This is a genomic window from Synechocystis sp. FACHB-383 (assembly GCF_014698605.1).
GTDB lineage: Bacteria > Cyanobacteriota > Cyanobacteriia > Cyanobacteriales > Microcystaceae > Synechocystis > Synechocystis salina.
The window spans coordinates 38,799-64,144 of sequence record NZ_JACJTJ010000026.1; the positions used below are offsets into that span (position 1 = coordinate 38,799).

General features: G+C 48.9%; 44 protein-coding genes and 1 tRNA gene. 39 read left to right on the forward strand and 6 right to left on the reverse strand.

Translation table 11 applies throughout. The annotated features are described in order from the left end of the window. Nucleotides 1-16: 16 nt before the first annotated feature. Nucleotides 17-916 carry a prephenate dehydratase gene (pheA, locus tag H6G45_RS06315; RefSeq protein WP_190597616.1) on the reverse strand — a complete coding sequence of 300 codons (900 nt, stop codon included), beginning with the start codon at nt 914-916 and terminating at the stop codon, nt 17-19. Between the two features lie 61 nt (nt 917-977). Here pheA and H6G45_RS06320 point away from each other — a divergent pair. Further along, nucleotides 978-1,049: transfer RNA gene (locus H6G45_RS06320), tRNA-Thr, on the forward strand. A 218-nt stretch (nt 1,050-1,267) separates the two neighbouring features. On the opposite strand, the gene H6G45_RS06325 is transcribed toward H6G45_RS06320, so the two are convergent. Next, nucleotides 1,268-2,320, reverse strand: coding sequence for a site-specific integrase (locus tag H6G45_RS06325; RefSeq protein ID WP_190597617.1), 1,053 nt, complete (start codon nt 2,318-2,320; stop codon nt 1,268-1,270). Nucleotides 2,321-2,326: 6 nt separating this feature from the next. Continuing rightward, nucleotides 2,327-2,473, reverse strand: coding sequence for a hypothetical protein (locus H6G45_RS06330; RefSeq protein WP_190597618.1), 147 nt, complete (start codon nt 2,471-2,473; stop codon nt 2,327-2,329). Here H6G45_RS06330 and H6G45_RS06335 point away from each other — a divergent pair. Continuing rightward, complete coding sequence (locus H6G45_RS06335; protein ID WP_190597619.1) at nt 2,472-2,906, forward strand: hypothetical protein; 435 nt, start codon at nt 2,472-2,474, stop codon at nt 2,904-2,906. The genes H6G45_RS06330 and H6G45_RS06335 overlap by 2 nt on opposite strands. A 34-nt stretch (nt 2,907-2,940) precedes the next feature. Here H6G45_RS06335 and H6G45_RS06340 read toward each other — a convergent pair whose 3' ends face one another. The 3 genes from H6G45_RS06340 to H6G45_RS06350 are packed head-to-tail and all read right to left on the reverse strand — an operon-like array spanning nt 2,941 to nt 4,101. Further along, entirely contained in the window at nt 2,941-3,267 is a 327-nt protein-coding gene (locus tag H6G45_RS06340) for a hypothetical protein (protein WP_190597620.1), read from the reverse strand. Beyond that, on the reverse strand, nt 3,264-3,725 hold the full coding sequence (locus tag H6G45_RS06345; protein WP_190597621.1) for a BRCT domain-containing protein: 462 nt from the start codon (nt 3,723-3,725) through the stop codon (nt 3,264-3,266). The genes H6G45_RS06340 and H6G45_RS06345 overlap by 4 nt, the downstream gene beginning before the upstream one ends. Before the next feature lie 10 nt (nt 3,726-3,735). Further along, on the reverse strand, nt 3,736-4,101 hold the full coding sequence (locus tag H6G45_RS06350; RefSeq protein WP_190597622.1) for a hypothetical protein: 366 nt from the start codon (nt 4,099-4,101) through the stop codon (nt 3,736-3,738). Nucleotides 4,102-4,507: 406 nt separating this feature from the next. Here H6G45_RS06350 and H6G45_RS06355 point away from each other — a divergent pair, with 406 nt between their 5' ends. From H6G45_RS06355 to H6G45_RS06530, 37 genes are all read left to right on the forward strand, one after another. Next, a complete protein-coding gene (locus H6G45_RS06355; protein WP_190597623.1) occupies nt 4,508-5,347 on the forward strand; it encodes a hypothetical protein in 840 nt (279 codons plus the stop codon). After that, entirely contained in the window at nt 5,337-7,052 is a 1,716-nt protein-coding gene (locus tag H6G45_RS06360) for a DUF5131 family protein (protein WP_190597624.1), read from the forward strand. Before H6G45_RS06355 ends, H6G45_RS06360 begins: the two co-directional genes overlap by 11 nt. Beyond that, on the forward strand, nt 7,052-7,585 hold the full coding sequence (locus H6G45_RS06365) for a DNA N-6-adenine-methyltransferase (protein WP_190597625.1): 534 nt from the start codon (nt 7,052-7,054) through the stop codon (nt 7,583-7,585). The genes H6G45_RS06360 and H6G45_RS06365 overlap by 1 nt, the downstream gene beginning before the upstream one ends. Nucleotides 7,586-7,667: 82 nt before the next feature. After that, entirely contained in the window at nt 7,668-7,853 is a 186-nt protein-coding gene (locus H6G45_RS06370; RefSeq protein WP_190597626.1) for a hypothetical protein, read from the forward strand. Nucleotides 7,854-7,981: 128 nt separating this feature from the next. Next, on the forward strand, nt 7,982-8,140 hold the full coding sequence (locus H6G45_RS06375; RefSeq protein ID WP_190597627.1) for a hypothetical protein: 159 nt from the start codon (nt 7,982-7,984) through the stop codon (nt 8,138-8,140). A gap of 288 nt (nt 8,141-8,428) precedes the next feature. Then, the gene (gene dcm / locus H6G45_RS06380) at nt 8,429-9,145 is read left to right on the forward strand and encodes a DNA (cytosine-5-)-methyltransferase (protein WP_190597628.1); all 717 of its coding nucleotides are present in this window, start codon (nt 8,429-8,431) and stop codon (nt 9,143-9,145) included. Nucleotides 9,146-9,187: 42 nt separating this feature from the next. Continuing rightward, entirely contained in the window at nt 9,188-9,490 is a 303-nt protein-coding gene (locus H6G45_RS06385; protein WP_190597629.1) for a hypothetical protein, read from the forward strand. A 180-nt stretch (nt 9,491-9,670) separates the two neighbouring features. Then, nucleotides 9,671-9,916, forward strand: coding sequence for a hypothetical protein (locus H6G45_RS06390; protein ID WP_190597630.1), 246 nt, complete (start codon nt 9,671-9,673; stop codon nt 9,914-9,916). A 2-nt stretch (nt 9,917-9,918) separates the two neighbouring features. Next, nucleotides 9,919-10,164: a hypothetical protein gene (locus H6G45_RS06395; protein ID WP_190597631.1), complete on the forward strand. Its 246-nt coding sequence runs from the start codon at nt 9,919-9,921 to the stop codon at nt 10,162-10,164. Further along, complete coding sequence (locus H6G45_RS06400) at nt 10,164-10,343, forward strand: hypothetical protein (protein WP_190597632.1); 180 nt, start codon at nt 10,164-10,166, stop codon at nt 10,341-10,343. The genes H6G45_RS06395 and H6G45_RS06400 overlap by 1 nt, the downstream gene beginning before the upstream one ends. Continuing rightward, entirely contained in the window at nt 10,330-10,464 is a 135-nt protein-coding gene (locus H6G45_RS19810) for a hypothetical protein (RefSeq protein ID WP_277922711.1), read from the forward strand. Before H6G45_RS06400 ends, H6G45_RS19810 begins: the two co-directional genes overlap by 14 nt. A gap of 55 nt (nt 10,465-10,519) precedes the next feature. Further along, complete coding sequence (locus tag H6G45_RS06405; protein WP_190597633.1) at nt 10,520-10,786, forward strand: hypothetical protein; 267 nt, start codon at nt 10,520-10,522, stop codon at nt 10,784-10,786. 3 nt (nt 10,787-10,789) lie between these two features. Continuing rightward, entirely contained in the window at nt 10,790-11,068 is a 279-nt protein-coding gene (locus tag H6G45_RS06410; RefSeq protein WP_190597634.1) for a hypothetical protein, read from the forward strand. A gap of 8 nt (nt 11,069-11,076) precedes the next feature. Next, complete coding sequence (locus H6G45_RS06415; RefSeq protein ID WP_190597635.1) at nt 11,077-11,889, forward strand: phosphoadenosine phosphosulfate reductase family protein; 813 nt, start codon at nt 11,077-11,079, stop codon at nt 11,887-11,889. Next, the gene (locus H6G45_RS06420; protein ID WP_190597636.1) at nt 11,876-12,799 is read left to right on the forward strand and encodes a helix-turn-helix domain-containing protein; all 924 of its coding nucleotides are present in this window, start codon (nt 11,876-11,878) and stop codon (nt 12,797-12,799) included. The genes H6G45_RS06415 and H6G45_RS06420 overlap by 14 nt, the downstream gene beginning before the upstream one ends. After that, complete coding sequence (gene dnaB, locus H6G45_RS06425) at nt 12,789-14,108, forward strand: replicative DNA helicase (RefSeq protein ID WP_190597637.1); 1,320 nt, start codon at nt 12,789-12,791, stop codon at nt 14,106-14,108. The genes H6G45_RS06420 and dnaB overlap by 11 nt, the downstream gene beginning before the upstream one ends. Next, nucleotides 14,105-14,644 carry a hypothetical protein gene (locus H6G45_RS06430; protein ID WP_190597638.1) on the forward strand — a complete coding sequence of 180 codons (540 nt, stop codon included), beginning with the start codon at nt 14,105-14,107 and terminating at the stop codon, nt 14,642-14,644. Before dnaB ends, H6G45_RS06430 begins: the two co-directional genes overlap by 4 nt. A 3-nt stretch (nt 14,645-14,647) precedes the next feature. Beyond that, on the forward strand, nt 14,648-15,406 hold the full coding sequence (locus H6G45_RS06435; RefSeq protein ID WP_190597639.1) for a DNA adenine methylase: 759 nt from the start codon (nt 14,648-14,650) through the stop codon (nt 15,404-15,406). Between the two features lie 4 nt (nt 15,407-15,410). After that, a complete protein-coding gene (locus H6G45_RS06440; protein ID WP_190597640.1) occupies nt 15,411-15,668 on the forward strand; it encodes a hypothetical protein in 258 nt (85 codons plus the stop codon). Continuing rightward, nucleotides 15,640-15,825: a photosystem I reaction center subunit XII gene (locus H6G45_RS06445; RefSeq protein ID WP_190597641.1), complete on the forward strand. Its 186-nt coding sequence runs from the start codon at nt 15,640-15,642 to the stop codon at nt 15,823-15,825. Before H6G45_RS06440 ends, H6G45_RS06445 begins: the two co-directional genes overlap by 29 nt. Further along, entirely contained in the window at nt 15,764-16,150 is a 387-nt protein-coding gene (locus tag H6G45_RS06450; protein ID WP_190597642.1) for a hypothetical protein, read from the forward strand. Before H6G45_RS06445 ends, H6G45_RS06450 begins: the two co-directional genes overlap by 62 nt. Nucleotides 16,151-16,155: 5 nt before the next feature. Continuing rightward, complete coding sequence (locus H6G45_RS06455) at nt 16,156-16,881, forward strand: RecT family recombinase (RefSeq protein WP_190597643.1); 726 nt, start codon at nt 16,156-16,158, stop codon at nt 16,879-16,881. A 22-nt stretch (nt 16,882-16,903) separates the two neighbouring features. Beyond that, complete coding sequence (locus tag H6G45_RS06460; protein ID WP_190597644.1) at nt 16,904-17,194, forward strand: hypothetical protein; 291 nt, start codon at nt 16,904-16,906, stop codon at nt 17,192-17,194. Between the two features lie 110 nt (nt 17,195-17,304). Then, on the forward strand, nt 17,305-17,814 hold the full coding sequence (locus H6G45_RS06465; protein WP_190597645.1) for a hypothetical protein: 510 nt from the start codon (nt 17,305-17,307) through the stop codon (nt 17,812-17,814). A gap of 50 nt (nt 17,815-17,864) precedes the next feature. Beyond that, on the forward strand, nt 17,865-18,512 hold the full coding sequence (gene thyX / locus H6G45_RS06470) for an FAD-dependent thymidylate synthase (RefSeq protein WP_190597646.1): 648 nt from the start codon (nt 17,865-17,867) through the stop codon (nt 18,510-18,512). Beyond that, nucleotides 18,503-18,775: a hypothetical protein gene (locus tag H6G45_RS06475; protein WP_190597647.1), complete on the forward strand. Its 273-nt coding sequence runs from the start codon at nt 18,503-18,505 to the stop codon at nt 18,773-18,775. Before thyX ends, H6G45_RS06475 begins: the two co-directional genes overlap by 10 nt. A gap of 38 nt (nt 18,776-18,813) precedes the next feature. Beyond that, nucleotides 18,814-19,398 carry a dCTP deaminase gene (gene dcd / locus H6G45_RS06480; protein WP_190597648.1) on the forward strand — a complete coding sequence of 195 codons (585 nt, stop codon included), beginning with the start codon at nt 18,814-18,816 and terminating at the stop codon, nt 19,396-19,398. Between the two features lie 34 nt (nt 19,399-19,432). After that, the gene (locus tag H6G45_RS06485) at nt 19,433-19,867 is read left to right on the forward strand and encodes a hypothetical protein (RefSeq protein ID WP_190597649.1); all 435 of its coding nucleotides are present in this window, start codon (nt 19,433-19,435) and stop codon (nt 19,865-19,867) included. Next, nucleotides 19,864-20,094 carry a DUF1653 domain-containing protein gene (locus tag H6G45_RS06490; protein WP_190597650.1) on the forward strand — a complete coding sequence of 77 codons (231 nt, stop codon included), beginning with the start codon at nt 19,864-19,866 and terminating at the stop codon, nt 20,092-20,094. Before H6G45_RS06485 ends, H6G45_RS06490 begins: the two co-directional genes overlap by 4 nt. Beyond that, entirely contained in the window at nt 20,095-20,325 is a 231-nt protein-coding gene (locus H6G45_RS06495; RefSeq protein ID WP_190597651.1) for a hypothetical protein, read from the forward strand. Continuing rightward, nucleotides 20,322-20,582 (forward strand): hypothetical protein, encoded by a 261-nt coding sequence (locus tag H6G45_RS06500; protein WP_190597652.1) that lies wholly within the window; start codon nt 20,322-20,324, stop codon nt 20,580-20,582. The genes H6G45_RS06495 and H6G45_RS06500 overlap by 4 nt, the downstream gene beginning before the upstream one ends. Continuing rightward, complete coding sequence (gene dnaN / locus H6G45_RS06505) at nt 20,579-21,661, forward strand: DNA polymerase III subunit beta (protein ID WP_190597653.1); 1,083 nt, start codon at nt 20,579-20,581, stop codon at nt 21,659-21,661. The genes H6G45_RS06500 and dnaN overlap by 4 nt, the downstream gene beginning before the upstream one ends. After that, a complete protein-coding gene (locus H6G45_RS06510; RefSeq protein WP_190597654.1) occupies nt 21,662-23,575 on the forward strand; it encodes a phage terminase large subunit family protein in 1,914 nt (637 codons plus the stop codon). It begins immediately after the preceding gene. 55 nt (nt 23,576-23,630) lie between these two features. Then, entirely contained in the window at nt 23,631-23,969 is a 339-nt protein-coding gene (locus H6G45_RS06515) for a hypothetical protein (RefSeq protein ID WP_190597655.1), read from the forward strand. Nucleotides 23,970-24,021: 52 nt separating this feature from the next. Continuing rightward, the gene (locus H6G45_RS06520; RefSeq protein WP_190597656.1) at nt 24,022-24,246 is read left to right on the forward strand and encodes a hypothetical protein; all 225 of its coding nucleotides are present in this window, start codon (nt 24,022-24,024) and stop codon (nt 24,244-24,246) included. Between the two features lie 37 nt (nt 24,247-24,283). After that, a complete protein-coding gene (locus H6G45_RS06525; protein ID WP_190597657.1) occupies nt 24,284-24,832 on the forward strand; it encodes a hypothetical protein in 549 nt (182 codons plus the stop codon). Nucleotides 24,833-24,947: 115 nt separating this feature from the next. Next, nucleotides 24,948-25,331 carry a hypothetical protein gene (locus H6G45_RS06530; RefSeq protein WP_190597658.1) on the forward strand — a complete coding sequence of 128 codons (384 nt, stop codon included), beginning with the start codon at nt 24,948-24,950 and terminating at the stop codon, nt 25,329-25,331. The last annotated feature ends 15 nt before the right edge of the window (nt 25,332-25,346 follow it).

Genomic DNA, 25,346 nt, shown 5'->3' on the forward strand with positions numbered 1-25,346 from the left:
AAAAATCAACAAAGGGCTATGGTTGCAAGGGACTAGGCCAACCCGGTGGGTGGAAATGCTGGAGGTCGGCCAATTGTAGGACTTTTGTGGGGTAGCTGCCAAAAATTTTTAGCACTTCCGTGTATTGTTTTAGTTTTTCTAAAGCTTCTTGGAGTCTGGGTTCCGTTTGGCTGGCTTCCAAGTCCATAAAGAAAACATATTCCCCCAGGGATCGTTTCGTGGGGCGGGACTCGATGCGGCTGAGGTTAATTTTTCTCTGGGCTAGGAGTTCCAAAGGGGTAACCAAGGCCCCTGGCACATTGCGGGGCACACTAAACGCCAGGGTGGTATGGCTCCCTGTTAAATGGCCCTCCGCCCCGATCGCCCAAAAGCGGGTGCAATTGTCGGGGTAATCTTGAATGTCTGTGTGTAGTACAGGGAGATCAAAGAGGGTGGCGGCCCTGGGAGAGGCGATCGCCGCTGCTGTGGGATCATCGCCAATAATCTGAATCGCTTCGGTGGTGGAGTTGGCCGGCACTAAACTCACCTGGGGAAGATGGGTGCTCAACCATTTCTGGCATTGCCCCAGGGCCTGGGGATGGGACACAACCCTAGTTAAATCTGCTAAAAGTTTTCCCCGGCTGAGCAAAACATGGGTGATGGGCAGCACCAATTCCTGTTGTATCTTCAAATTTTCCGCCGCCCAAAGGCCATCCAAGGTAATGGCAATGCCCCCTTCCGTCGAATTTTCCACCGGCACGATCGCCACATCTACTAAGCCTTGGGCCGCCGCCTCCAGGGTTTTACCAATGCTAGGACAGGGCAAAAATTTCACCGCCTGCCCAGTGCGCCCCTGATGCTCTTCCCCATAAACCAGGGCGACGGTTTCCGTGTTGGTTCCCCTTGGCCCCAAATGTGCAACGACCAATGGCGGCATAAATTCTCCCCAGGAAAGCTGGTACAGAAAATGTTATCATTTTGCAGAGGAATTAGGTCGTGCCGAAGTAGCTCAGTGGTAGAGTAGCTGATTCGTAATCAGTTGGTCGTGGGTTCAAATCCCATCTTCGGCTTGGGTTTCAGAATTTGGGTTTTAGGCTTCCCTAATTTATCCCTAGTGGTTATACAGTCCATACTGTTCCGCCATGATTTCGAGTTGCCGTATTTGCTGGACAATTATCTCTCCCTCCGACTGGTTCAGAAATCCGTTGAGATTGGCTTATAGATCCGAGATTTTGCATTCATATTCTGAATATTTCATATGATTGTTATGTAATTGAGGCGATCACTTTTATTCTAGTCCCTCCCAAACCTTGTCAAAATCACACTGGTCTAGCCAGCGCTGATAGGTCTTGTAATGAACACTGAGGCTGTGGCCCATCCATTTGGCTACTATTGCCGGACTGATGCCCAAACGGGCGGCCCTGATGGCGTAGGCGTGTCTGAGTCCGTAGGGAGTGAAAGGGATTTTGTTTCTGGTAAAGGCTTGATTTACCCGGTGTCCATTAACGGGATTAACATCGCTATCCAGTTTGGGCGGATTGAATACTTCCAACCCCAGGCGATCGGGCCAATCCTTGTGCAATGGGTACACTAGTCGCCGCCCAGTTTTGCTGTCTTCCCTAACGGAAATTATCGGGAATTGATCCAGGTCTAAGCGGGCTAATTCGTGGTTCCTGATGCCATAGGCAGCCATCATGCCATAGGCCCACCGCCATTTCCCTGGTGGCAACCTGTCCCACACTTCTAGGATTTCTTGGTCTGATGGGATACGCCTTTCCCCTGGCTTGTAATTTCCTTTCAGTTTGGGCCAGTCCTCTGGCAACTCCAAACCCGCAAATTTAGCCAAGCAGGTATAAGCGTGGTGATTCCGTTGTCTGGCCCTGGTGCCTGGCTCACTCTGCACCAAGGCCGTCCTCAGCACTGCCACTGTCAGTGGTTCATCCAAGGGCAACTGGTTAAACGCAATCCCGTAATCGTTATAAAAATACTTCTCCTTTGCTGCTGTCCTGGGGTTTATCTCCCAATGGCGATCGGCAAATCCTTTTATTATTGTTTCGATATTTTTCCGCAAGGGAACCACTAACCGTTGTTCCTTTTCCCCTAGCCAATCGTCCCAGTTGAATCGTTCAAATATTAGGTCGCTCTCCATCTTCTGGGCTTTGGCCAATGCCGCTTTATATCCTTTCTCGCTGGCAGGGCACCCCGTCGCCACATCCGTTTGTTTCCATCGTTCGCCGCCATCCTTCGCTGGCAGTGTGGCCCGCAAATATAGCCGATTATTCTTCTGTCTGATTTTTACTCGGTCTAATCTGGCATTGGCTTTGGCGATCGGGTCTGTCATTGGTGACTAGTTTGCTTTCCGTTCGTTGAAGTTGGCAGTATCTCTGTCGCCATAAAGTTTTTTGTCCCCGGCTTCTGGTTGAATTTTGTTAACTTCCGGTTTGGGTGGGGGAGTATTATTGGATTTATCGGAGTTTGGGGTTTCTTGGTTCATGGGTAATTCACTCGATACGATTTACAAATACACAGAGTTTTGTGTTCAAAAAACATCGGCTAACCTAAAAGGTCTGGATGCCAAGATGCAGATTTTTATTGGGTTTTCTGCTGTCTTGATTCGATTGGCAGCGGATCTCAGTCCTTGGTTTCGCCTTTCTACTTGCTCCCTGGCTTTTACGGTTATTGTTTTCTGTGCTGTCTCTCTCAAGGGTTCCAACGTTGGACCCATGGCCCATCCTTCGGTGTTGTTGGAAGATAAGTGGTTCAAGCAAGGGGAAGAAGTTCATAAGGGTTACATTGTCAGTTCCTGGGTTGATGCTTTGGACGATTACGATTCTGTTATTTCTCGCAAGCAACGCAATCTCCTCTGGATTATTGGTCTCTTCTGTGCCGCCATCGCCTGTTATTCCATCGGCGTTATTCTTGGTTGAATGGCTAAGACGGCGAAGCTGGCGATCGGGTCTGTCATTGGCGATTGGTACACTCTTTGGTTAGGGCGATAACCACCTCCCCTTCAACAAATAAATCTGCAATGCTCTGGGATATTTCTTGAACAAACTGGCTTTCCAGTGGCGGTGGGGCGTTAACTCTGGCAATATATTTTGCTTCCTCATTTATTTCTCCTTGGCTATAACCTTGCCGATACATATCACACGCCCGCTGTCTTATCCGAATGCGGGTAGATTCTGTCGGCATTATGCTCCCATCGTTGGCTTGGGCCGTTGCCACTTTCCCTTCTAACAGCCCAACGGCGATCGCCACACCTGTGGCTAGTCCAATTATTTTTTTCATAAACTTGCCACCCAATCAGGCTCAAAAACAATTAGCGGGTACTGGGTGCCGCCATCTTTCCTTAGCTCCAATACCCGCTCAATTTTCCGCCCATAATTTTCGTGGGCCCAATCAGGATTCTTTTCACCACCAACAATCAAGTAGTCCAATCTGGATGTTGGATTTTTGAGAACTATTCCGCCTCTATCTATGACTGCTTGCTGACATTTTTCTCTGTCTCCATAGAGAAATTTCCCGGTGAAACAGAATCCCTTATTGGCATACTCGATCTCTCCGTCGTGCCAAATTTCATCAAAGTCAACAGCGTTAACGGAAGCATCCAGTATTTTTTTCAGGGATTTAAGCGCACTGTTCCCCATGGCGATGTCTTGAATTTCTATCGCCTTGATCAATTGCTTGGTTTCTTGTTTGGCTAGCTTTACAAGTTCGATACTGCCTAGCGTCCCATCTTCATCCATTTGATAATCCTCAAACGGCGATCGCCTCTTTGTTTTTGTTGACTTTGTACGATGCAGATTTTTCGCACATGGCCAAACGGCGATCAGTTAAAACAGAATACATTTCGCTCAACGACATACCACCCCACTCGGACTGAACAAACAAGAGAAGGGTGTCAGCGTCAGCTTTGCAAGCACCTCTTTCAATACCACCCAATGTTGTGAACGAGAAAGGGTAGCCGGTTTTCTCGCTGATGTAATCGGCGGCAGTCCTTAAAGACATTTTCATTTTTTCTTCTCGAAAAACTCGGAGCTTTTCTCCAAGATCTTTCTTTCCTTTATCCGTTGTTTGCAAGGGACGCACGGATGGCTGGGGTTTTTCTAGTGTGTTGTACATAAGACACCTCCTGTAAAAGTTTTAGCACAAACCCTTGACGGTTGGCAGGTGTTTTATGTACGATACGACAGTCTTGTACGATGAACCATACATGAGTCACAAAGGAAGTCGCATAAAGCGGCGATACACAACGCTCAGGCTGTCTGACCAGGATATACAGCTAGCGCAGGAGGCGGCAGACTTGCTTTCTCTTAATCGCTCTGAGTTTATCCGGGAGGCAATTCAAAAGCATGGGCTGGCAACCATTAGAAAATTTGCGAGGAAATCTGATGACTAACAACGCTCGACTACTCCCAACCCTTCCACCCGTTCCAAATCGAACTGAGTGGGAGAAAACAGAAAACCAACTCCATACGGCACTACGCCGCTGGAACAACTTCAAAACCAACTATGGAGGGATCGCCTAATGGCTGTTGGACAAAGCCAAGATAGAACTCTTGGCAAACATATTTTGCTGAATAGGGTTGTAGGGCGATTGGCAGGAGTGTTCTCGGTCAACTCACCCAAGACTCGATTCCTAAGCTCTCCCTACTTTTTCATCGACCTATGTGCAGGGGATGGAACACCAAGTTATTTCAGTGGCTATTCCAGTCCAGAGATTCTCCAAAAACACGCCAATACAATTCGGGCAAGGCGGGGGGAAGGATCGGCAATAGTAATCCTGGTAGAAAAAGACCGGGCAACCTTCGACAAACTGCAAAAGGCATTCCCGGCTACAAACAATACTTATTTGATTCATGGTGACAGCAAAGACCCCTCTGTGATCGCCGAGATTGCAGAAATCATCAAGTCGAAGGGCAAGCCCAGTTCACCGTGCTTTGTTCACAACGATCCTAATAAAGTCACAGATTGGGCTATCACCCCTGAACTATTAAAGGTTTTGCCCCGTTACACCACCAGCCTAACGACTATGGGATGCAACGTTGGTGGGTTAAAACGGCTTGATTTTGAGAACAGGGAAAGCTGGTTCGACTATGTGCAGGTATTAGCCAAGGCGGTCAAATCGGTTAAATGCCATAACGCTTACTTGGCTTCATTGCGAAACGACAAAAGCCAATGGGCCTACCTAGTGACCTGTCCCGCCAAGTGGGAAAAGGACGTAGCAAACGACATAGAAAAGGCGTTTAAGGATTGGACCCACGGTGTTGAAGGAGCTTGGCTGTCGGACTCCTTGCGTTTTAAGTCCCTGATTCGCAAGTTGTTTTTGACAAAAAAAGAATGGGAGGACAATCAAGATGTCGCATAGTCAACGAATGCAAGACCTTTTAGAAAAGGCAATTTCTCTCTACTCTCTCAATGGTGTTCATCGGGCGGCTAACTTACTTCCCTTTATGGCAGAGGATGAATTTGCCAGCCTAGTGGAAGATGCCGACAAAAACGGATTTCAGAACGCCATTAAGGTCACAAAAGACCGGCTTTTGATTGATGGGCGTAACCGTATCTGTGCTTCTATCGTTCTGGAAAAAGACGTTCATATTGAGGAGTTTAATCCTTCCGATCCCATTCAGTATGTCCTGTCGGAAAACGCTGAACGTCGCCATCTAAGTTCACAACAAAAAGCCATGGTTGCGGCTGAAGCCACGGAACTCTACGCCATTTTTGAGGAGGAGGCTAAACAGTCCAGGATTGAGGCTGGAAAACTTTACGGGGAGAATCACCCAAAACAAGAGCTTACACAAAATTTTGTGGAACCTCTTAGTAGTTTAAACCCCGAAACGGCGGCCACAATTGCAGTGGAAATGGGCGATCAGGTTAAGCCAAGGCAAGAACGGGAAACGGCTCATAAAGTAGCCAAGACCATTGGCACAAACCGGGACTATGTGCGGAAAGCCAAAAAGATTCAGGAACACGCCCCGGAGCTAGCGGAAAAGGTCAAGAATAAAGAGCTTGACATCAACCAAGCCGCCAAGGAAGCCGATCGCCGAAAAAAGGAAACCCAAGGGCAACTAAAAGAGGTTGGGGAGAAAATTTCCACCACCAAATTCAAGCCAGATCCTAACAACTTCACCGCCGGAAAAGTTGATGGGAAGGTGACGATTATCCCAAAGCCTGCATCGGAGGCAACGGCCGACCAATCAAGCGTATCAGCCTTGCCTCCTGAGCCTGAGCCGAACCCGATTGAAACCATCAATCAAAATGGCTACACCATCCATGTTTGGCATAACAAACCCAAGAATCCGCCTTCATTCAATACTGCCAACGAATCCATTGATTGGGCCTGGTCAACATGGAATCCGGTTACTGGTTGCCTCCATGGTTGTAACTATTGCTATGCCGAACGCATTGCCACCAATGACCGAATGGCGGCGGTTTACCCCAAAGGATTTGAGCCAGTCTTTCACCCTTACCGATTGGATGCGCCTAAACACGCTCACCAATTTACTGAACAAGAAATCGTTCAAAAAGCCAAAGATCGCCGACTGGACTTAGAGCAGGCGAAGCTCTGGGCGAAGAATGTTTTTGTCTGTTCCATGGCTGATTTATTTGGCAAATGGGTTCCCGATGACTGGATTTTGAATGTCTTTGATTCGGTTATCAAATACCCGGAATGGAACTATTTATTCTTGACCAAATATCCTCAACGTCTCCAGGAAATTGGCGACAAGTTGGGCGGTGCTTTTCCTGATAACTGCTGGGTTGGGACCACAGTTGATGAACAGAAACGGGTAAAAGTTGCCCAGGATGCTTTTGCCAACATTAACGCCACAGTCAAATGGCTGTCTCTTGAACCACTGCTAACCAATCTCGAATTTACCGACCTCGGAATGTTTGACATGGTGGCGATCGGTGGAGAAACCAACGGCCCAACAGTGACATTCACTCCCGAATGGGCATGGGTGGAAAACATTCTCTGGCAAGCTCGGCAGTCTGGCACAGCCGTTTACTTCAAAGAAAACCTGCTTAGTCGCCCCAAGGAATTGCCGATCAAGCTACATAAGGAGGTGGACTAATGACTAAGCCCACCGACGAAAATTACACTCCCAACACCAAAGACCAACCCATCCTTGACCTAGTGGTGGAAGTGCTAGGGGTAATAGACCTCGACCCCTGCGCCAATGAAGCAAAAACCGTTCCTGCCAAGAATCATTTCACCCGTGATGACGACAGCCTTAGTTGTCCGTGGCAAGGGAAAACGTTTTTGAACCCCCCCTACTCCAAACCACTGCCATTCCTTAAAAAGCTTTGTATTGGGCTTGACCTGGAGCTTGTCCCAGAGGCGATCGCCCTTCTGAAAAGTGGCACTGTCCACAACAAAGGAACGGGGGCATTGATTGAGCAATACGCCACGGCCATTTGCTTCTGGGGGGCTGGAAAGAATCGGCGCATTGGCTTTATCAACCAGCACGGAGAGCAAAAGCTAGCCGCTGATTTTGATTGTGTCCTGGTTTACTTCGGACTGAATTACCGCAGATTCCGCAAAGTTTTTAAGCCCTTTGGCCATGTCGTCTACGGCGATCGGGTAATTGGAGGAAAACACCCATGACTGACTTCTTTTCCATCTTCGGAATCACCCTGGTGCTGAATCTACCCATGGCCGTAGCCCTTGTCCTCTGGAGGTTTTACGCATGATTATTCAAAGCCAAAATATCAAGCCCGGAATGATTATTTATCTGCCCAGAGCCAAGGAAGTTTTCACAGTTGAGCAAATTTTGGTTTTTGACGGTAGCTCGGATCTTGTGGATTCAAAAGGCGGGTTAGTTTATGCCGACCATGGCATTCCTATTCCTGTAGTGGGGTTTGCCAATGACTAACCCAATTAACTCTGAACCATGCCCAATCTGTGGGGGAGACTGCCTTTTTCTCGACTTCCCCGGCTCCACCAAACCAGTGTGGACCTGCCTCCACTGCGGGGCCATGGAATTTCAAAAGGAGGAAACCCATGCCAATCTCCCCCAGCGACCCTGATTACCACGAAATCCTAGCCAAATATCGCCAAGAAGCCCAACAGGAACGAAAGGCGATCGCCAGGAATTTAAGCAACTTCCAGTACAAGCAAAATCAAAAAATCAAAAATGGACAGCAAATTTTCCCCGGGTGAAATTCCCACCTATACCCGAAATCGAGCCCAACAGTGGATCGCCGGATTAAGGGTGGCGATGGCGGTTTTTGGAACAGCCAAGGCTTATCACAGGGCGATGGAAACCCCTAAAATTCCCGCTTGCCAGTTACGTCCCGGGGATAAGTTTGCACTTCATCGCCGTGGTTCTACCTGGCAAGTTACGGGCATATCCCATACTGCCAAACATTTTCGAGTGGAGGCTGTGTCTCTGGATAGCGGACGAATCTTTCTACACGAATTCTCCCCCAGCAGATTGCTGGATGTTCGATGAATCAGTGCGATTTGTTCGCTGGCATTGGAGGCTTCAGCCTAGCAGCCTCCTGGTACGGAATCAAGACAACTCAAATGATTGAGATTGACCCGTTTTGCCAGCAAATACTAAAGCGTAATTTTCCTGAAGTACCAATTCACGATGACATCACAACTTACAATCCCCGGCTTGGAGAGTTCGACATCATCACCGCAGGCTTCCCTTGCCAGGACGCTTCCGAATGTAATCCCCACGGGAGAGGGCTGGAAGGTGAACGAACAGGACTGTTCTATCAAGCCTTGCGGGTTGCTTGCGAAGTTCGACCCAGATTCCTTCTCCTGGAAAACGTTCCAGCTTTGCTTGGGCGAGGCTTCGGACGCATTCTCGGCAGTCTGGCCCGAAATGGGTTTGATGCGGAATGGTGTTGTCTTCGTGCATCAGAAATGGGTGCGCCGCATGCCAGAAAGCGACTGTTCGTTATTGCCTACCCCATTGGCACAGGAACGAGCCGGACTGGTGGCCCACAAACCAGGACAAACCAAACACTTATCGGCGGTGATTCTTGGTGGCGACAAAACCCGTCGCCTCCATCCACCATTCGTGCTTTGGATGCAAGGTTTTCCAGCCGATTGGCTAGACAGCAATTAAAAGTTTTGGGCAATACCGTCGTGCCCCAATGCGCCGCCGTTGCCTACCAAAGAATTCTCGAAATTAACAACAGTTTTGAGGGATAACTACCCTCCAACTAGCCCATCCAAAAACAAGAGGAAAAATCAATGTTTATCACTGCCGACTTACCACCCATGGCCGCTGAAATCAGACAGGCGGAACAACAAGGAAAACTCTATGGCGTGTTCACCTGTCACTCCCTTTCCCATGGAGCAATCACCGCCAAAGAAATGGCCCAGCAATTACTATATGCCCCCCACGAAATCCAGTCAGCCTTTGCTGCTTATCAATATTGGGCCGGGAATGGACAAAGCGAATTGAGTAAATCCTTTGTCACTGGCTTAGTTGACTACAGCCTGACCAACTGCCCTTACCTATTCCGCATCTATCTACAAACTATTGAGGGCTAAAAAATGAGTTGCATATTAACAAATCCCCAAAGCGCAATTCTCGAATACAAATGCCAGTTTTGTAACGAAAAAATCACTGTGCATCTGCCAGTCCGGGGCACAAAAGCCCTCAAGGCGCTGGCTTATTTCCAGCTTGTCCATAAAGAATGTCGCAACTGTCGCACGAAGGAGGGCTAACCAATGCTTACCGATCGCCCGAAATATCCAGATCGCCGACCGGAGCTAGTGAAAACCCATATTGCCAGCCGCTATGGGGGGTTCACCGTTTATTTTTTGCCGGACAACTTGAAATTTGGCCGGTGGACAAATCTTGCCGAAGCAGAGGAAGCCCTAAAAATTTGGGAGAAAAACTTCACCTGCCAACCCGTTGAACCCTGGCAAAAATACTGCCAAAGCCGGGGGTATAAGTCCGTTAGTTGGGTGTAGCCATGAGCAAAGTTCTATCGCAACAACAACAAATTGATGAATTGCGGGCCCGCCTCCAGGCATTGGAGGAACAAGCAAATGGCTGGAAAACCGTGCCCGAAGCCGCCCAAATTTTGGGAGTTTCTGCCACCTTTATCCGGGACAGATTAAAGCTTCGGAGCTACAAAAAAGCCCACCAAAAAATGGGCCGCAATTATCGAATCCACATTGAAACATTTCGTCAACAACTAGCCAAGGAGAAAGCTTAGTGTACGCCCATTTCAAACCCCGCACCATTTCAATCAAACTCGCCCAGGATGACTACCTATTGATTGCCCGCCAAGCCTCCGCCCTGGGGATGAATCCCACCGAATTTGTCCGCCGCTTCACTGTCCAATCCGCCAAGATTCTGGAGCAAGGAGGCTTCCCCGAAAATGCAACGCTCTAAAGTTCTTTGTGCCGCTGATTTAATTTGGCATTCCTGCCTAGTGCGTAAGGCAATTAACGAAATCGCCAAACGAATAGAGGAAGAAAGACCACAGGAAGTAATTGTCCCGTTCAAACGCTAACCAACAAAAAAAAGGGGGGCTTTGTAGCCCTCCCCAAAAACAAGAGATTCACATTATGACCTGGAAACACCACTACGTTAAAAGCCGCCGCTTAAGAATGGTAAGCCCTCGCCGTCAGCCCACTATCCCCCACTCCCTCCTGCGGGAAGCCCGCACCGAAATGATTGTTATCGAACTTGTCGCCAGCGGCGTTCGTGACCGACACCTAATTGCCGAAAAGACTGGAATTAGTTATGGCTGGGCCAAAAAGGTGGTGCGGGATTTAATCGCCGCTGAAGTGCTGGTAGAGCAAGGCGGCCAAGTATTTATTGCGGAAGTGTAGCCCATGAAAATCAAAAAAGGTTGGGTGAAAATGTCCGCCGCCGCCAAGATTCTTTACACCACTCCCCAGTCCATGTCCTATCGCATCAGGCAATATCCGCAGATTTACAAATTTGGCACGGTATGGGCTTGGCATCCATCAATGCGCCTCCGCTTTGTGAATCTCAAAGCATGGGAGGAAGCAGAGGATGAATTTCAGCGGGCAAGCCATGATCGGGCATCCAAAAACAATCATCGCCGTTGGGAGAACCGCAAAAAACGTAAACCAAGTACCCGCAATTAGGAGGATTTATGAACCATATTGCTTTTTATTCGTCTGGTGCTGCTTCATGGTTGGCGGCCATGCGAGTCGCCCAGAAATACGGCACCGAAAACCTTTATTTAGTCTTTGCTGATACAGGTGTCGAGGACCAAGACAATTACCGCTTTCTTGAAGAGTCGGCCCTGGTGGTGGGAGGCAAGCTAATTCGCCTAAAAGATGGCAGAACCCCATGGGATGTTTACTTTGAAAACAAATGGCTATCCCACCGCCAAGGTGAAAAGGGTTGCTCTTTCCTGTTGAAAATAAAGCCCTGCCAGGAATGGATTAAATCAATGCAATTTGACCCGTCCACCACTACACTCTACTTCGGCATTGGCTTTGAGGAAATCCACCGATTAACGGCGATCGCCCAGAATTGGGAGCCGTTCAAGGTTGAAGCCCCGTTGTGTTGGGATGAGTTTGGCTGGGCGGACAGGACAGCGATCATGCAGGAATTGTCCCGGCATGGACTCAAAAGACCCCGCCTATATGACCTCGGTTTTGCCCATGCGAACTGCGGAGGGTTCTGTGTCAAGGCCGGCTTGGCCCATTACCGCAACCTGCTAGAGAAGCTGCCAGAGGTTTATCTAGAACACGAAGAAAAGGAGCGTCAATTCCGACAATGCCTAGGCCGGGATGATGTTGCCATCCTCCGTCAAACGGTGAACGGAAAAACCCAGGGAATCACCCTAGAAGACTGGCGCAAGCATATTCAATCCCAGCCCGTCCAAGGGGATCTATTTACCGAGGCTTTAGGTGGCTGCAATTGCTTTACGGAGGAAATCATCCATGAACCGAATTAACGATGGCCGGGACGCAGGGGCGTTCATTACATCAGACCTAGATGATTTTGGGCTTGACCCTTATGCCTTCCGCATTTATGGGCGCATTGCCCGCCGAGCCGGTGGACGACATGGATGTTTTGAGTCGATAGACAACATGGCCAAAGCTTGTCACATGAATCGTGACACCGCATACAAGGCGATCAAAACCCTACTCAAACACCAACTAATTGTTAAGGAAACCCACAAGGGCAAGACCTCAAATTACTGGTTAACGCCACGGGAGCAATGGATTCCGCTACCTGACCTATCCCAAATCAGGGATACCGAACCTATCCCAAATCAGGGACACCACCTATCCCAAATCAGGGACACCACCTATCCCAAATCAGGGACACCACCTATCCCAAATCAGGGACACAAAGGAATCAATAAAGGGAATCCAAGTAAAGGAACATCAGGAAGATGGGAAATTTCACCTGATGATGATGCTGTTGATGATCCGTTCTACAACGGTCAGGCAAGGCAACTGGCCAGAGAAGTGGTCAAAGTTTCCAGGCAGATGAGCGGCGTTAGAAATTTCATTACAGAGGGTCCATGGGGAAGCTTGGCAGAAGAACTTGGCAAAGACGCTGTGTTTGTCTGGGAAGAATTTCACAAATACTTGTCCCAAGCCAATTCAGACAAAAATGACCCCCAGGCATACGCCAATAAAATTGCTAACAACTTGTATCAAAACCCTGGCAGCGAACTTGCTTGCAAGCCTTGGACAGAATTTGCAGATTATTTCAGAAAAAACAAATCTGCCCCGCCGCCGCCGCAAAAAAAACAGCCCCGCATTGTGGAGATAGAGCCAATCCCCGACCGGGAAGCTTCAGCAAAGGCAATAAAAGCAGCACGGGAAGCAAGGGAGGCTAGCCGTGGACAATAAACTACCTCCGCAAAATATCGAGGCTGAGGAAGCCATTCTCGGCGGGATATTACTAGACCCAGCAGCGATCGCCAGAATTGTGGATGTTTTGGAAGCGGATGCTTTCTATGTCCATGCCCATCGGGTGATTTATCGGGCCATGGTGACCCTCCATAGCCAAAGTCAGCCCACCGACTTGATGTTTGTGGCTACTTACCTCCAAGACCACCATCACCTAGAGGCGATCGGGGGCATGGCGAAGTTAACTCAGTTGTTGGACCGCACCATCTCAGCCGTAAATATTGACCGCTTTGCAGCTCTGGTCATCGAGAAATACAAGCGACGACAGTTTGTTGCTGACCTTCGGGAACTGGAATCCATGTCCCTGGATCCATCTATTCCCTGGGATGAAGTGAAAAAAGTGGCAGACTCTAAGCTCACAGCGGCGATCGCCGATACGTCCACCGCCAAAGGGCTGAAACCGATTAGCGAATTTCTCCCAGTTGCATTCCAGGAGCTAGAGGGGGGCTCAAGTCCAGGCGTTCCCACTGGCTTGGGCTACCTCGACCAATGCCTTGGTGGTGGAATAAGGCCGGGCAAATTAATCGTGATTGCTGGTCGGCCATCCATGGGCAAGACCTTTGTGGGGCAATTCTTCTCCAGGTTGATGGCCCAGAAGTCCGCCGTTGCTATGTTTTCCATGGAAATGGATGCCCTTTCCATCGTCCGCCGATTTTGGGCAGCAGAGGCCCGCATTCCCCAAGCCCAACTAACCGCTAACGCTGTTCCCATTGACAAATCTGACGACCTCGTTGCTTCTGCCGAACGCCTCTCAACTCTACCCATCTACATCGATGACACCCCGGGTAGTTGCGTCACTGTTCAACACATCGAATCCCAATGCCATAGCCTGTGTCGCCAGCACGGTTCCCTGGGGCTGATTGTGGTCGATTACCTGCAACTAATCGGCGATCAGGGGAGTGACAACAGGTCTGGGGAATTGGGCCGCTACTCCTCCGCCTTGAAAAGCTTGTCCAAGATTTTTGGTTGTCCAGTCATTGCCCTTTCTCAACTGAATCGTGGGGTGGAAGCCAGGAATAACAAGCGCCCCCTTATGTCCGACATCAGAAACTCGGGAGCCATTGAGCAGGATGCGGACGTGATTATCATGCTGTATCGAGACGAGTACTACAATCCCGACACCCCTGATTCAGGGATTTTAGAGCTAATCATTGCCAAAAACAGAGACGGCAAAAGCGGAGTGACTGCCAAAGTCCTCTTTGACCCATCCATGGGCACCCTCAAAAATCTCACCTCCTACGCACTATGAAACCTCGCCCCATCATCAAGCCCAAAAAGCGCAACGTTAAAAAAGTTAAAGGCTTTGGCCACTCTGCCCAAACCCAAGCCCGCCAAGGATGGCGATATGTGGCCGTCGAATTGAATCTTGAAGAGTGGGATTCCGGCAACGGTTTCCCTGACCTCCACAATTCCGAGGTGATTGACCTAATCGAAATTCATCACCTTGCCATTGCGCCTGTGAACTCCAAAAAAGACCGACAACTGATTCAGATTTGGAGCGACCAAATAGCCGATTGCTACATTTCCCCGCCGGAATTTCTAGCCGAGATTTATGTCACCAACATCAACAGCTACGCCCTCAAAAAAGGAGTCAACGTTGGGCGCATTTATCACAACTCATGGCTAGGGGATAACCGTATCCACGCCAACAGCATTGGCCACATTTTTGAACCCAGCGAAATACCCCTCCCATCCCAGGTGGTGGAAGTGATGGAAAAGTACGTTTCCGTTGAGCATATTGCCGACGGCAAAAAAGTCACCCTCAAAAACCGCCTAGGAGTTTAAGCGATGAACAAATCCCCATTGCGTTATCCCGGCGGCAAGAGCCGGTATATCAAACAAATCCTGCCCCACATCCCCCAAGACACCGTGGTGGTCAGCCCGTTTTTTGGCGGTGGTCATGTTGAACTAGCTTGCATGGATCGGGGACAGGAAGTAATCGGAAACGATGCTTTTTTGCCCCTGCAAAATTTCTGGTGGTGGATGAAGAAAAGGCCCCAGGAAGTGATCGATTGGGTTTGGGAAAAGGTGGAGCATAGCGATCCTAGGGATCTTTTTTACAAGGATCGCAGTACCTTGTTTTATGACGACAGCCTCGGTGCGGCGGCTTATTTTTACGTCAATCGATGTTCTTTCTCCGGTGCCACTCTGAGTGGTGGTTTTAGCTCTTGTGCCGCAAAGAGTAGGTTCACAATTTCCTCAATAGAAAAATTAGAGGCGTTGGATTTATCCAATTTGTTGCATATTTACGACCAAGATTTTGAATTTTTCTTGGACAACATCAACCCAAACAGGTTTGTCTACGCCGACCCGCCCTATTACGCAGTTGGGGGATTGTATGGCAAATCCGGGGACATGAGCTTTGAACCAGAAGATCATCACCGGCTGTTTAAAAGCTTAAAACCATTCAAGCAATGGGCTGTTAGTTACAACGATTGCCCAGAAATCCGCCGCCTTTATGACGGTTGCAATTTTGTCGAGCTTCCTGCCAGTCGCTCCATGTCCAACGGCAAAAAGAAATGCCCCGAAATCCTAATTCTCAACTAACACTATGACTGAACAGCAACGATTTGACATCATCAGCCGATTAGGGCAAAAAGCATTGGTTCACATCACCAACGGCAACCCAAAGGTTATCTATTGCGGGGAATTGGAATTTGTCAGTTTTTGGCTTTATGGGCAAGAGTGTGAATACCATTTCCACACCGATCCGCCCCTATTGATGCAAGTGGAAACTGGCAAAGAATTTACAGGTTTTAATCAATTACTGGAGGAGGTTTATGTCCCTCACCACTGCCCAACAGTTTGAACTTGAACAGATGAAGCGGGCCGCCACCAAACTATCCCATGCCCAAGCGCTGGAATTACTGGTTCAGTCCACCCGATTACTGATGATTAAAAACAATGTTTACCAGTCCCTCCTCCAGCAATACCAGAGCCAACCCGCCCCATTACCCAGGGATTGATGAACCTTTTCCCGCCCATCCTTTTGCCGAGAAATTCCCCCTCCTGAGCGACAAGAAGCTTCAGGCGTTAGCGGACAACATAGAAGCCATTGGTCAACTGGTGCCAATTACTCTCTATGCCGGGAGGATTTTGGATGGGCGCAACCGCTACTCGGCTTTGGCGTTAGTCAACCAACGCCGCCAACAGAACAAAGAAAAGCCCATTGCCCTCAAATATGGCCATCTGTTTGAGGAAGAGACACCCCAAAATAATCAACTGGCCTGGCTATTTGTGAAAGCTCACAATTGCCACCGCCGCCCATCAACCCAAACTATTAAGAGCTAAACACCATGAGCGCAATTGTTAAACACGGATTCACCCCAGAGCAAGTCACTCTAATCAAAAACCACTTGATGTCCTATGGCACCAAGGGCACACCACCAACAGACTCGGAGCTTAGTTTGTACGGCATGGTTTGTTCCCGGCTAAAGCTCGATCCCTTTGCAAAACACATCTATGCAATCCAGCGCAAAGGGAAATGGAGTTTTGAGCCGTCTATTGATGGATTGCGGGCCATCGCAGAACGAACAGGATTATATGCGGGAAGCGACGAACCGCTATATGACGAAGGGTTAACCGCTTACGAATTTTTGGCGGCAAATCGAAAAATCCCACGGGTTTGCAAAATCACTGTTTGGAAAATTGTTCAGGGAATTCGTTGTCCATTTACCGGAACGGCCACCTATGACGAATATTGCCAGAAGTACGATGGCAAAGCGACGGGAAAATGGCAAGAATCACCATTGAATATGATGTCGATCGCCGCTGAACGCCAAGCACTGCGGAAAGGCTTTCCTCAATGCAATTCAGCACAAGACGAAGTTAACAACGTAGTAGAAGCTATCGAAGTTGAAGCTGCCGACCCAGACCAATGGCGGATCAACGGTTACAACTGGGGAATAGAACAGGGCGTAAGCCAAGATACAGCCAGGGAAATTTCCAATGTAGCTAAAGACGCAAAAGACCTACACCAACGAATGCTGTCAGCTATCCCTACGGCTAAGATAGAGGCGTAGTACCCATGGGGGAGGGGAAGCCGTGAACCATCAATATGCCGATTATCTTTTGCGGACATATGGACCCAGCGTGGCAAGGCGCTATTGCCAGATCGCCAACAGCAGCCCAGCCCCTTCCCAGCCTCTTCCCCTGCGTACCAATCGCTGGGTATCCAACCAACTGCACCGAGAAAAAGCATTTACTCCTATCCAGGCGGCCACTATTCGCAGTCATTACCAAGCTGGATATAGTTGCAGAGACCTTGCTCGACAATGGGGGGTTTCCCAAGGCACAATTTCCTCTGTTCTCCGCCGCCAAGGGTGCTATCGCTAGAAAAATACCGCAAAAGGTACTGGGAAAAGCCCAAATGTCTGCGGTGGCTTGACCCCGGGCTATTTCTAGGGTAGTACGCACAATGGTATTGCACCACCACAGACAAGCAAATGAACCAAAATTATGAAAAAAAGGGTGAATTATGGGAGTCTCAGGCGGAAGCGGTGCGATTGACTGGGCTTCCACGGAGAACTTTAAAGGAATGGATTGACAAGGGGAAAATATCCCAGAGTAAATCTGGCTATGTAAATGTTATTGAGGTTTTTCAGAAGAATGATGAGCGGAAACAAAGGGAGATTGACCGGCTAAAGGGCAACACCGAGGAAAATCCACAGAAACGTTTAACTCTGGCCCAATGCAGAAAAATTGAAGCAGAGGCTAAGTTGCGAGAATTTGAACTGAGGAGGCTGGAAGGAGAGTTGTTGCCTTTGGCAGAGGCGATCGCCGATTTTGAGACGGCGTTGATTGCAGCAAAATCAAAGCTTTTGGCATTGCCTACTCGATTGAGCTTGCAGTTGTCGGGGCTGGATAACCCGAGGGAAATATCACAGGTGTTAGAGGATGTGATTTGTGAGGCGTTGGCGGCCCTGAGTGCTGAGTTTGCAGAAGCAGAGGAATAGTGGACTGATTCGCACCGATTACAATTTTTGGGAACCAATTTTTGCCCAAAATGGTTAGATTTATAAGCATCACAACACCAGCAATCGAGATTGATGGCGATCGCCTTTCTCCTGAAGGGTTGATCGCCTATTGTGCCAGGGTATCCAGCCCCCACCAAGAAAATCCGGACTACGCCAAACTACTCCGCTATTGCATCAGAAAAGGTCATTGGTCGGTATTTGAAATGGTGGATATGACGGTGGAAATTACCACGTCACGGGCGATTACCGCTCAGTTGTTGCGACACAAATCCTTCCAAAACCAAGAATTTAGCCTTAGATACTCAGAAGCCATGGACTATGAGCCATGTAACGCCAGGAGACAAGACGATAAAAACAGGCAAAATTCAATTGACGACCTAGATGACGATGTTAAGGAGGCGTTTGAAAATGCCCAGGCAATGATTTGGAATACCTGCTACCAGTCCTACCAACACGCACTGGCCCAAGGTATTGCTAAGGAATGCGCCCGGATGCTGTTACCTCTCAACACTCAGACCAAACTCTATATGAAGGGTTCGGTGCGGTCTTGGATTCATTATTTGCAAGTTCGATGTGGGCCAGAAACTCAGAAGGAACACCGGGACATTGCTGAGGGGATAAAGTTAATTTTCAATGAAAAATTTCCTACTGTGGCGGAGGCTTTGGAATGGAATTAATCGTAGCAATTCAACTTACTTCAATAGCGGGATTAGGGGCTGTTGCTGGTTGGTGTGCCGCTCACCTTGGTTTTTTTCGTCCTGATGAGGAAATCACGGTGGAAACCAACTTCAAGGAAATGGCAGAAACCTTCCTAGAGGCAGACCGTGACCGCATTGGCTGCATTGAAATTAAGTTTATTGGCGGCGATCGCCGTGTGTCTTTGATTTGTATGTCCAGCCCCCAACGTTTCAATTCTGCGAAAAATTACGACCTTAATTGATCGCCGTTTGGAAAACCTCAGAAAATATGGAGTTTGAAGTGATTAAAAACGATCTTTGGATTATTCATCAATCAAAATTCAAGGCAATGATCCATCCTTTTGTCCCGGAGCTTGTGCGGGAAGCGGACGGCGATCGGCGCATCAGCTATGGAGTAAGCAGTTATGGCTACGATATTCGCCTATCTGACAAGGATTTTCGCATCTTTCGCCATATCCCCGGCACGGTAATTGACCCCAAGAATTTCAACCCCCAGAACTTGGAATCAACGGAATTACACAAAGATCATAACGGCAGTTATTTCGTGTTGCCGGCCCATTCCTATGGCTTGGGGGTGGCGGTGGAGCATCTGCAAATTCCCAAGAATGTGACTGTGCTTTGCATTGGTAAAAGTACTTATGCCAGGGCGGGAATTATCGCCAATTTGACCCCAGGAGAAGCCGGGTGGTGTGGGCATTTGACTCTAGAGTTTTCCAATTCATCTAGTGCTGATTGTCGTATTTATGCCAATGAGGGCATTGTACAGTTGCTATTTTTTGAGGGGGAAAATTGCGGAATTGACTACCAAAAACGTCGGGGCAAATACCAAAACCAATCGGAAGAGGTAACTCTGGCAAGAATTTAAAGATATTTAATCGCCAAGTAATGGAGTCAAAAGGATGATTTTGCATTTAAAGGCTTTACGGCTATGGCATGAATTAAAACAAGGATTTGCTCGTTTCCTGTTGGCGATCGTTGCCTGGTTGATGCACATTCTTAGTCAAAATTCATCTAGTTATCAGGACTTCTGGGTGTCTCTTGACCATGGGCCAGGATGCCTCAGCTATCAGGTTTTCTGGTTTGCATCGAAAGCCATCTGTTTTAATACCAACGAACATATCGACACTTTTCCGTCGGGGTGTGATGACGTTTTAGATGCCCTATTGATGATGGTTAGCCAATACCTAACCGTTGAAATTGACGGGGAAAGGGTTCTAGACCATGCCTTTATGTCCACCGGGGAATATACCCTCGACTTGCTAGAAAAACTGGGCTACGTCAAATCGTGGGACAAAAACCCTTGCTATTACGTTTTTACGGAGAAGGCTAAATGATTAATGAAATTTACCGACACAAAAAATCAAGCGGCTTCTACCGGATAGTAGGGTTCGGCTTGATTGAAGCAACTAAAACCCATTCTGTTATTTATGAATCCTTGGAAGACGGGCAGGTGTGGGTGCGACCTACCACGGAATTCTTTGATGGACGATTTGAATTTGTCCATTTGCTTGATGCGCTTACAGATGCCTATGACCCTATCTCCAACGAGCAGGAACTTTAAATGACCAAGCAAGTATTTCACCTATTCCGCCGATGCCATCGCCTATACCGACGCTTAGAAGAAAGCAGGGGGACGCAAATGAATTTGCGCTGGTATCGCTGGGTGGACATTTTGATGGAGACGTATGACGAAATTGAATCCTTGGGCATTGACGTTGAATCGTCGCCTTGGTTGGTGAATTTGAAGCCAACGCCAGAATCAGAGTCGATCGCCGCCACATTAAAACCATGACTGAACAACCAAGCAATTACCGACTACAGCCCCCGCCTAAACCTAATGACTCAACGGCGATCGCCGACTTGGTTATTGAGGACATCAAGCAACGGAAACAGTTAGGGATTGAACGCTACGGGGTGGCACTGCAAGCCCATAACGGACGGGATAACTTGCAGGATGCCTACGAGGAAGCCCAAGACCTGACCTTGTATATCAAAGCCGAAATGGTTCAACGTCAAAAACAAGAGTGGATCCCATCGAACATATTATGAAAATATTCTGCCAACAAAAACCATTGGCCAATGCCGTTGGACTTGCCAGCCGTGCCGTTAGTGCCCGCCCTACCCATCCCATCCTCGGCAACCTGAAACTAGAAACCGATGGCAGTACCCTAACCATCACTGGGTTTGACCTCCGCACCATGGTCCAGGTTGATATTCCTGCCGATGGTCAGCCCGGAACCTGGACGGTATCCGCCAAAATGTTCTCCGACATTGTTAACCGTCTCCCTGTTGGTGATGTATCCCTGGAATTAAAAGAGGAGGCGATCGCCATTAATGCGGGCTTTGCCGAGTTTAGTGTGCGGGGTATCAGCCCAACGGAATACCCAGACCTGCCCGTGGTGGAAGGGGAAGATATTCTTTTCCCTGCCGACCTACTCCGAGAGGCGATTCGTTCCGTGGCGTTTGCCGCTAGCACCGATGAAACTAAGCAGGTATTGACCGGGGTTCATGTCAAAGGGGACGGGGAAAGTTTGGAGTTGGCCGCCACCGATGGCCACCGTTTAGCTGTTCATCGTTTGGAGTATGCAGCCCCCGAAATTGCCGTCACCATCCCCGCCAAAGCCTTGATGGAGGTGGAAAAGCTAGCCGACGGGGTAGAGGAAATCAATATGCGCCTAGGGGAAGACCGGATTACTTTTTCTGTGCCTGGCCGCCGTCTGACCTGTCGAGTGCTGGAAGGCACCTATCCCTCTTACCCGCAACTAATTCCTGTCCAATTTGAGGGTGTGGTCACCGTTGATCGCCAGCCGTTACTGGAAACCCTGACCCGTCTGTCGGTGCTGTCGGATAAAAACAATCTGGCGAAAATCGAATTTGATAAGGATTGTCTGATTGCCACCACGGAAGATGGGGAAGTAGGTAATGGACGGGAACAGCTAGACTCCCAACTGACCGGCACCCCAGAGGAATTTGGGTTCAATTTGAAATATCTGCTGGAATCCCTGCGCCATCTGCCTGGCCAAGCCCTCCAGTTAAAATTCAATCAGCCCAACCAGCCCGTCATCACCATTCCCCTAGGTGGTCAAGACATTACCCACCTAATCATGCCCGTTAGGGTTGTTGAATAAATGCCCCGCCTCCTCCGTGCCTGTGCCCAGGCGATCGCCCCTCCCACCCGACTTTCCCCCAGCGCATGGGCGGAAAGCAACTTTTATCTATCCCCCGAAGCATCAGCAGAACCGGGACTAATTAATCTTGGCCGTGCGCCATACCAACGGGAAATGCTTAATGCTGTGGCGGAAACTGGCATAGAGGACGTGGTGATTATGTCTTCCAGTCAGGTAGGTAAGAGTTCAATGCAATTGGCTGTTGTTGGTTGGCTGATTGACTTGCACCCCGGCCCCATTATGTGGGTGGCCCCAACCTTGGAAATGGCAGAATCAACGTCAAAGACCAGGATTGCCCCCATGCTGCGGGATAGCCCCGTGCTGACCCAAAAAGTAGCTTCCCCCAATAGCCGCAATTCGGGCAATACGTTGCGGGAAAAAGCCTTCCCCGGTGGGCAACTTACCCTGGTGGGCTCCAATAGTCCGGCGGGGTTGGCCTCTAGGCCTATTCGGGTGGTGGTTGGCGATGAAGTGGACAGATACGATGATTCCGCTGGTACGGAAGGGGATCCCGTGGAGCTAGTGCGGAAACGAACCACCACCTATTGGAATCGCTTGCACTTTTGGGTTAGCACTCCCACCATCAAAGACCGCTCCCGCATTGAGAAAATGTGGCTGGTGAGCGATCGCCGTCATTTTGAAGTACCTTGTCCCCACTGTGGGCACCGTCAGGATTTGAAATGGGATGGGGTAATCTACGAGGGCAAAGGAGAAATTAACCTCAGTAAACAGGATGTGGGAGAGGTGTTTTACCGGTGCGAGAATTGTGCCAAGGACATCCCCGAATCAGCCAAAACCAACCTGTTGAACCAAGGCCAATGGGTGGCCAGGGGAACCAGCAACAAGGTGGCCGGCTTCCACCTCAATGAATTGTATTCCCCCTGGAAAGGTTGGCAGGATGTGGCCAGGGACTATGAAGCGGCCAAGGGCGACCCTTTACGGATGCAGGTTTTTGTCAATACCAGCCTAGGATTGCCCTATGAATTGGATGGCCAGCTAAAGTTTCCTTGGGAAAATTTGGAATACCGCTGTGAACAGTCCGAGTATAGTGCCGGGCAAATCCCCGAAGGCGTTCTGCTGTTGACCGCTGGGGTGGACATCCAAGGCGATCGCCTGGAGTGTTCTGTGTTTGGCTGGGGAGTGGGGGAAGAATGCTGGCTAATTAGGCATGAAATTATCTATGGCGATCCACTACAGGATGATTGCTGGAATGATCTGGAGTTATTGCTCAACCATGATTATCCCCATCCTCTGGGGGGTGCTATCCGAGTGCGAAAATCAGCCGTCGACACAGGCTATCACACCCAAGAGGTTTACCGACGGGGCAGAAATAAACCTACCTGGATGCTAATCAAAGGGGTATCCGGCGATCGGAAGCTGGTTTCCCCCGCCACCTGGCAGGAAATAAATTGGATGGGCAAACCTATCAAGCGGGGCGTAAAGCTCCATAGTTTGGGGGTGGATTTACTGAAGCAAACTTTGCTGGGGCGTTGTCGGGTGGCGATGCCGGGGCCAAAATACCTGAATTTGCCTAAAAATGTGCCCCAGAAATATTGTCAGGAGTTGGCCGGTTCTGAGGTGATGATGAAAAAGAAAAACGGCGCAACCTGGCGTTATGTGTGGCAACCGGTACCCGGAGTGCGGAATGAGCCTTTGGATTGTGCAGTGTATGCCTACGCCGCCGCCATTTTCCTGGGACTGACTCGCTTCACCGATCGCCATTGGGAGAAAATGCGGAATTTATTGGCCGTTGACCTGGGGGATAGTCGCCCCAATGACCCGGAAAAATCCCTGCCGGAATCACCACCGGAGAAACCTAAACGGAAGCCTCGCCCACCCCGTCGCCCTTTCCTGGGTAGTTATGGGGGGAGGTGATTTTGTCTATTTTTTATTCAGTGATAATTGTTAAAACAATAGTAGGTTGTTGCCAATGGCTGAATACAGAGTACAGAAAAAGTTGGGTATATTCACCTCTTTGTCAGAAAAAGAACACTTCAGTCCCGTTTATGAAGTTTCAAAAAAGGTTCCCGTCCATGCGCCTGACTTCTTCTGGTTTTGCCTAAATTGGGGGCTTACTTTAGGCACCTTTGGGATTTATATGATTCTTTACTTTTCGTTTTGTATTGCTTTTTTTGAGGGTGACCCTGCATCTAAATTCGCCTTTCCCTCTGAAAGTTGGGAGCACATTGCCCATCGTGACAGCCTTGAAGATGCGATCGCCTTGGTGGAAGAGCTAAAAAGCGTAGAGGCAGAGGTTTACCATTTTTAGGCTTTGGTATCCGCATCAATGCGGGCACCACAGGAATCTTTGACAACCAATCATGAACAAACCAATTTTTACCCCAGAGCAAATAGAGAATATTAATCACACCATAAGTCAGGTTGCCCAGGCTTGTGGAAATTTGGCGATCGCCAGCAAAAATGCCGTTGAAGCACTTGAACGGTTTGCCAAGGAACTTAGTGTTAAATCTTCATTCCCAGTTAGTCGGTTGGGTATCCCGAATAAGCAACAAAAAACTTTGAAAGTTAAATCCGGTAAGCACTAGGTGGTATCCCAAAAGGCTAACCCCGTATAAATTCACAATGGCATTGCCGTTTCGGAATGTCGCCATGCTCAACGTCCCCAAACAATTGATTGCTGGAGTGCCCGCCGATTGGATCGCCAGCCATCCCGATTACAAGTCGGAAAGTTGGAATCTTTTAGTCAATATTGCCGGCCCCATTTTGGTGCCCACCACCAGCACCCCCCAGGATAATGGCAGTTGGTTGGTGGAAATTGATGGGGCTGACACCGAAGATTCCCCCGGCGAATATTACTGGAGTGCCAGGGTGATAGAAGTGGATGGGGAAAGAAGTCGCAGTTTAGGAGCCGGAAATTTACAAATCACTCCCAACCTGGCCACCGTTGATGAACCCTACGATGGTCGCACCAAAGCCCGCCGCATCTATGACGGCATCCTCCAAGCTATAGAGCAAATGGCTGGGGGCAGGATTAGTGAATATTCCATTGAGGGACGCAGTGCTACCTATCGCACCCTCGAAGAACTCAATAAAGCCGAGGAATATTGGCGGCACAGGGTACAGCAAGAGGAGGGGCGGAGCTACAAAATAATCCGTGCCCGTTTTGGCTAGCCCCTGTATAAATGCAAGCTAAAAACAAATTCCGTTATGCCCCATGCCCCAGCACCATCTAACCGCTTTTGAAAATAAATCGGACTATCGCATCCGGCAGGGGAGTCGATACAGTTTGACCATTAAAGTTCCTGGGAACAAAACGACTGGATACAACATTAAAGCGCATATCAAACGCAAGCCCACAGACGACAGCACTCTAGCCATATTCAATGTAATCGCCCCGGTCTATGATGCCACAACGGATAAAACAGCATGGACAATATTTCTCACAGCTTCACAAACGGCCAATACCCCCAAAACCAAACGAGTTAAAAGGGATGAAACGGTTATTGGCACCCACGTTTGGTGCTGGGATGTGCTTTTAGAGGATTTGCAGGATAGTGACAACAATTTAAGGATACGGCGGATTCCGCATCTAGCTGGCACAGTAACAACAATGAGTAAAATAGTTCTGTCTAGTTGTAGCAGAATTCAGCATAACACCAATTTCTGCTAACTTTTCAACAGATTC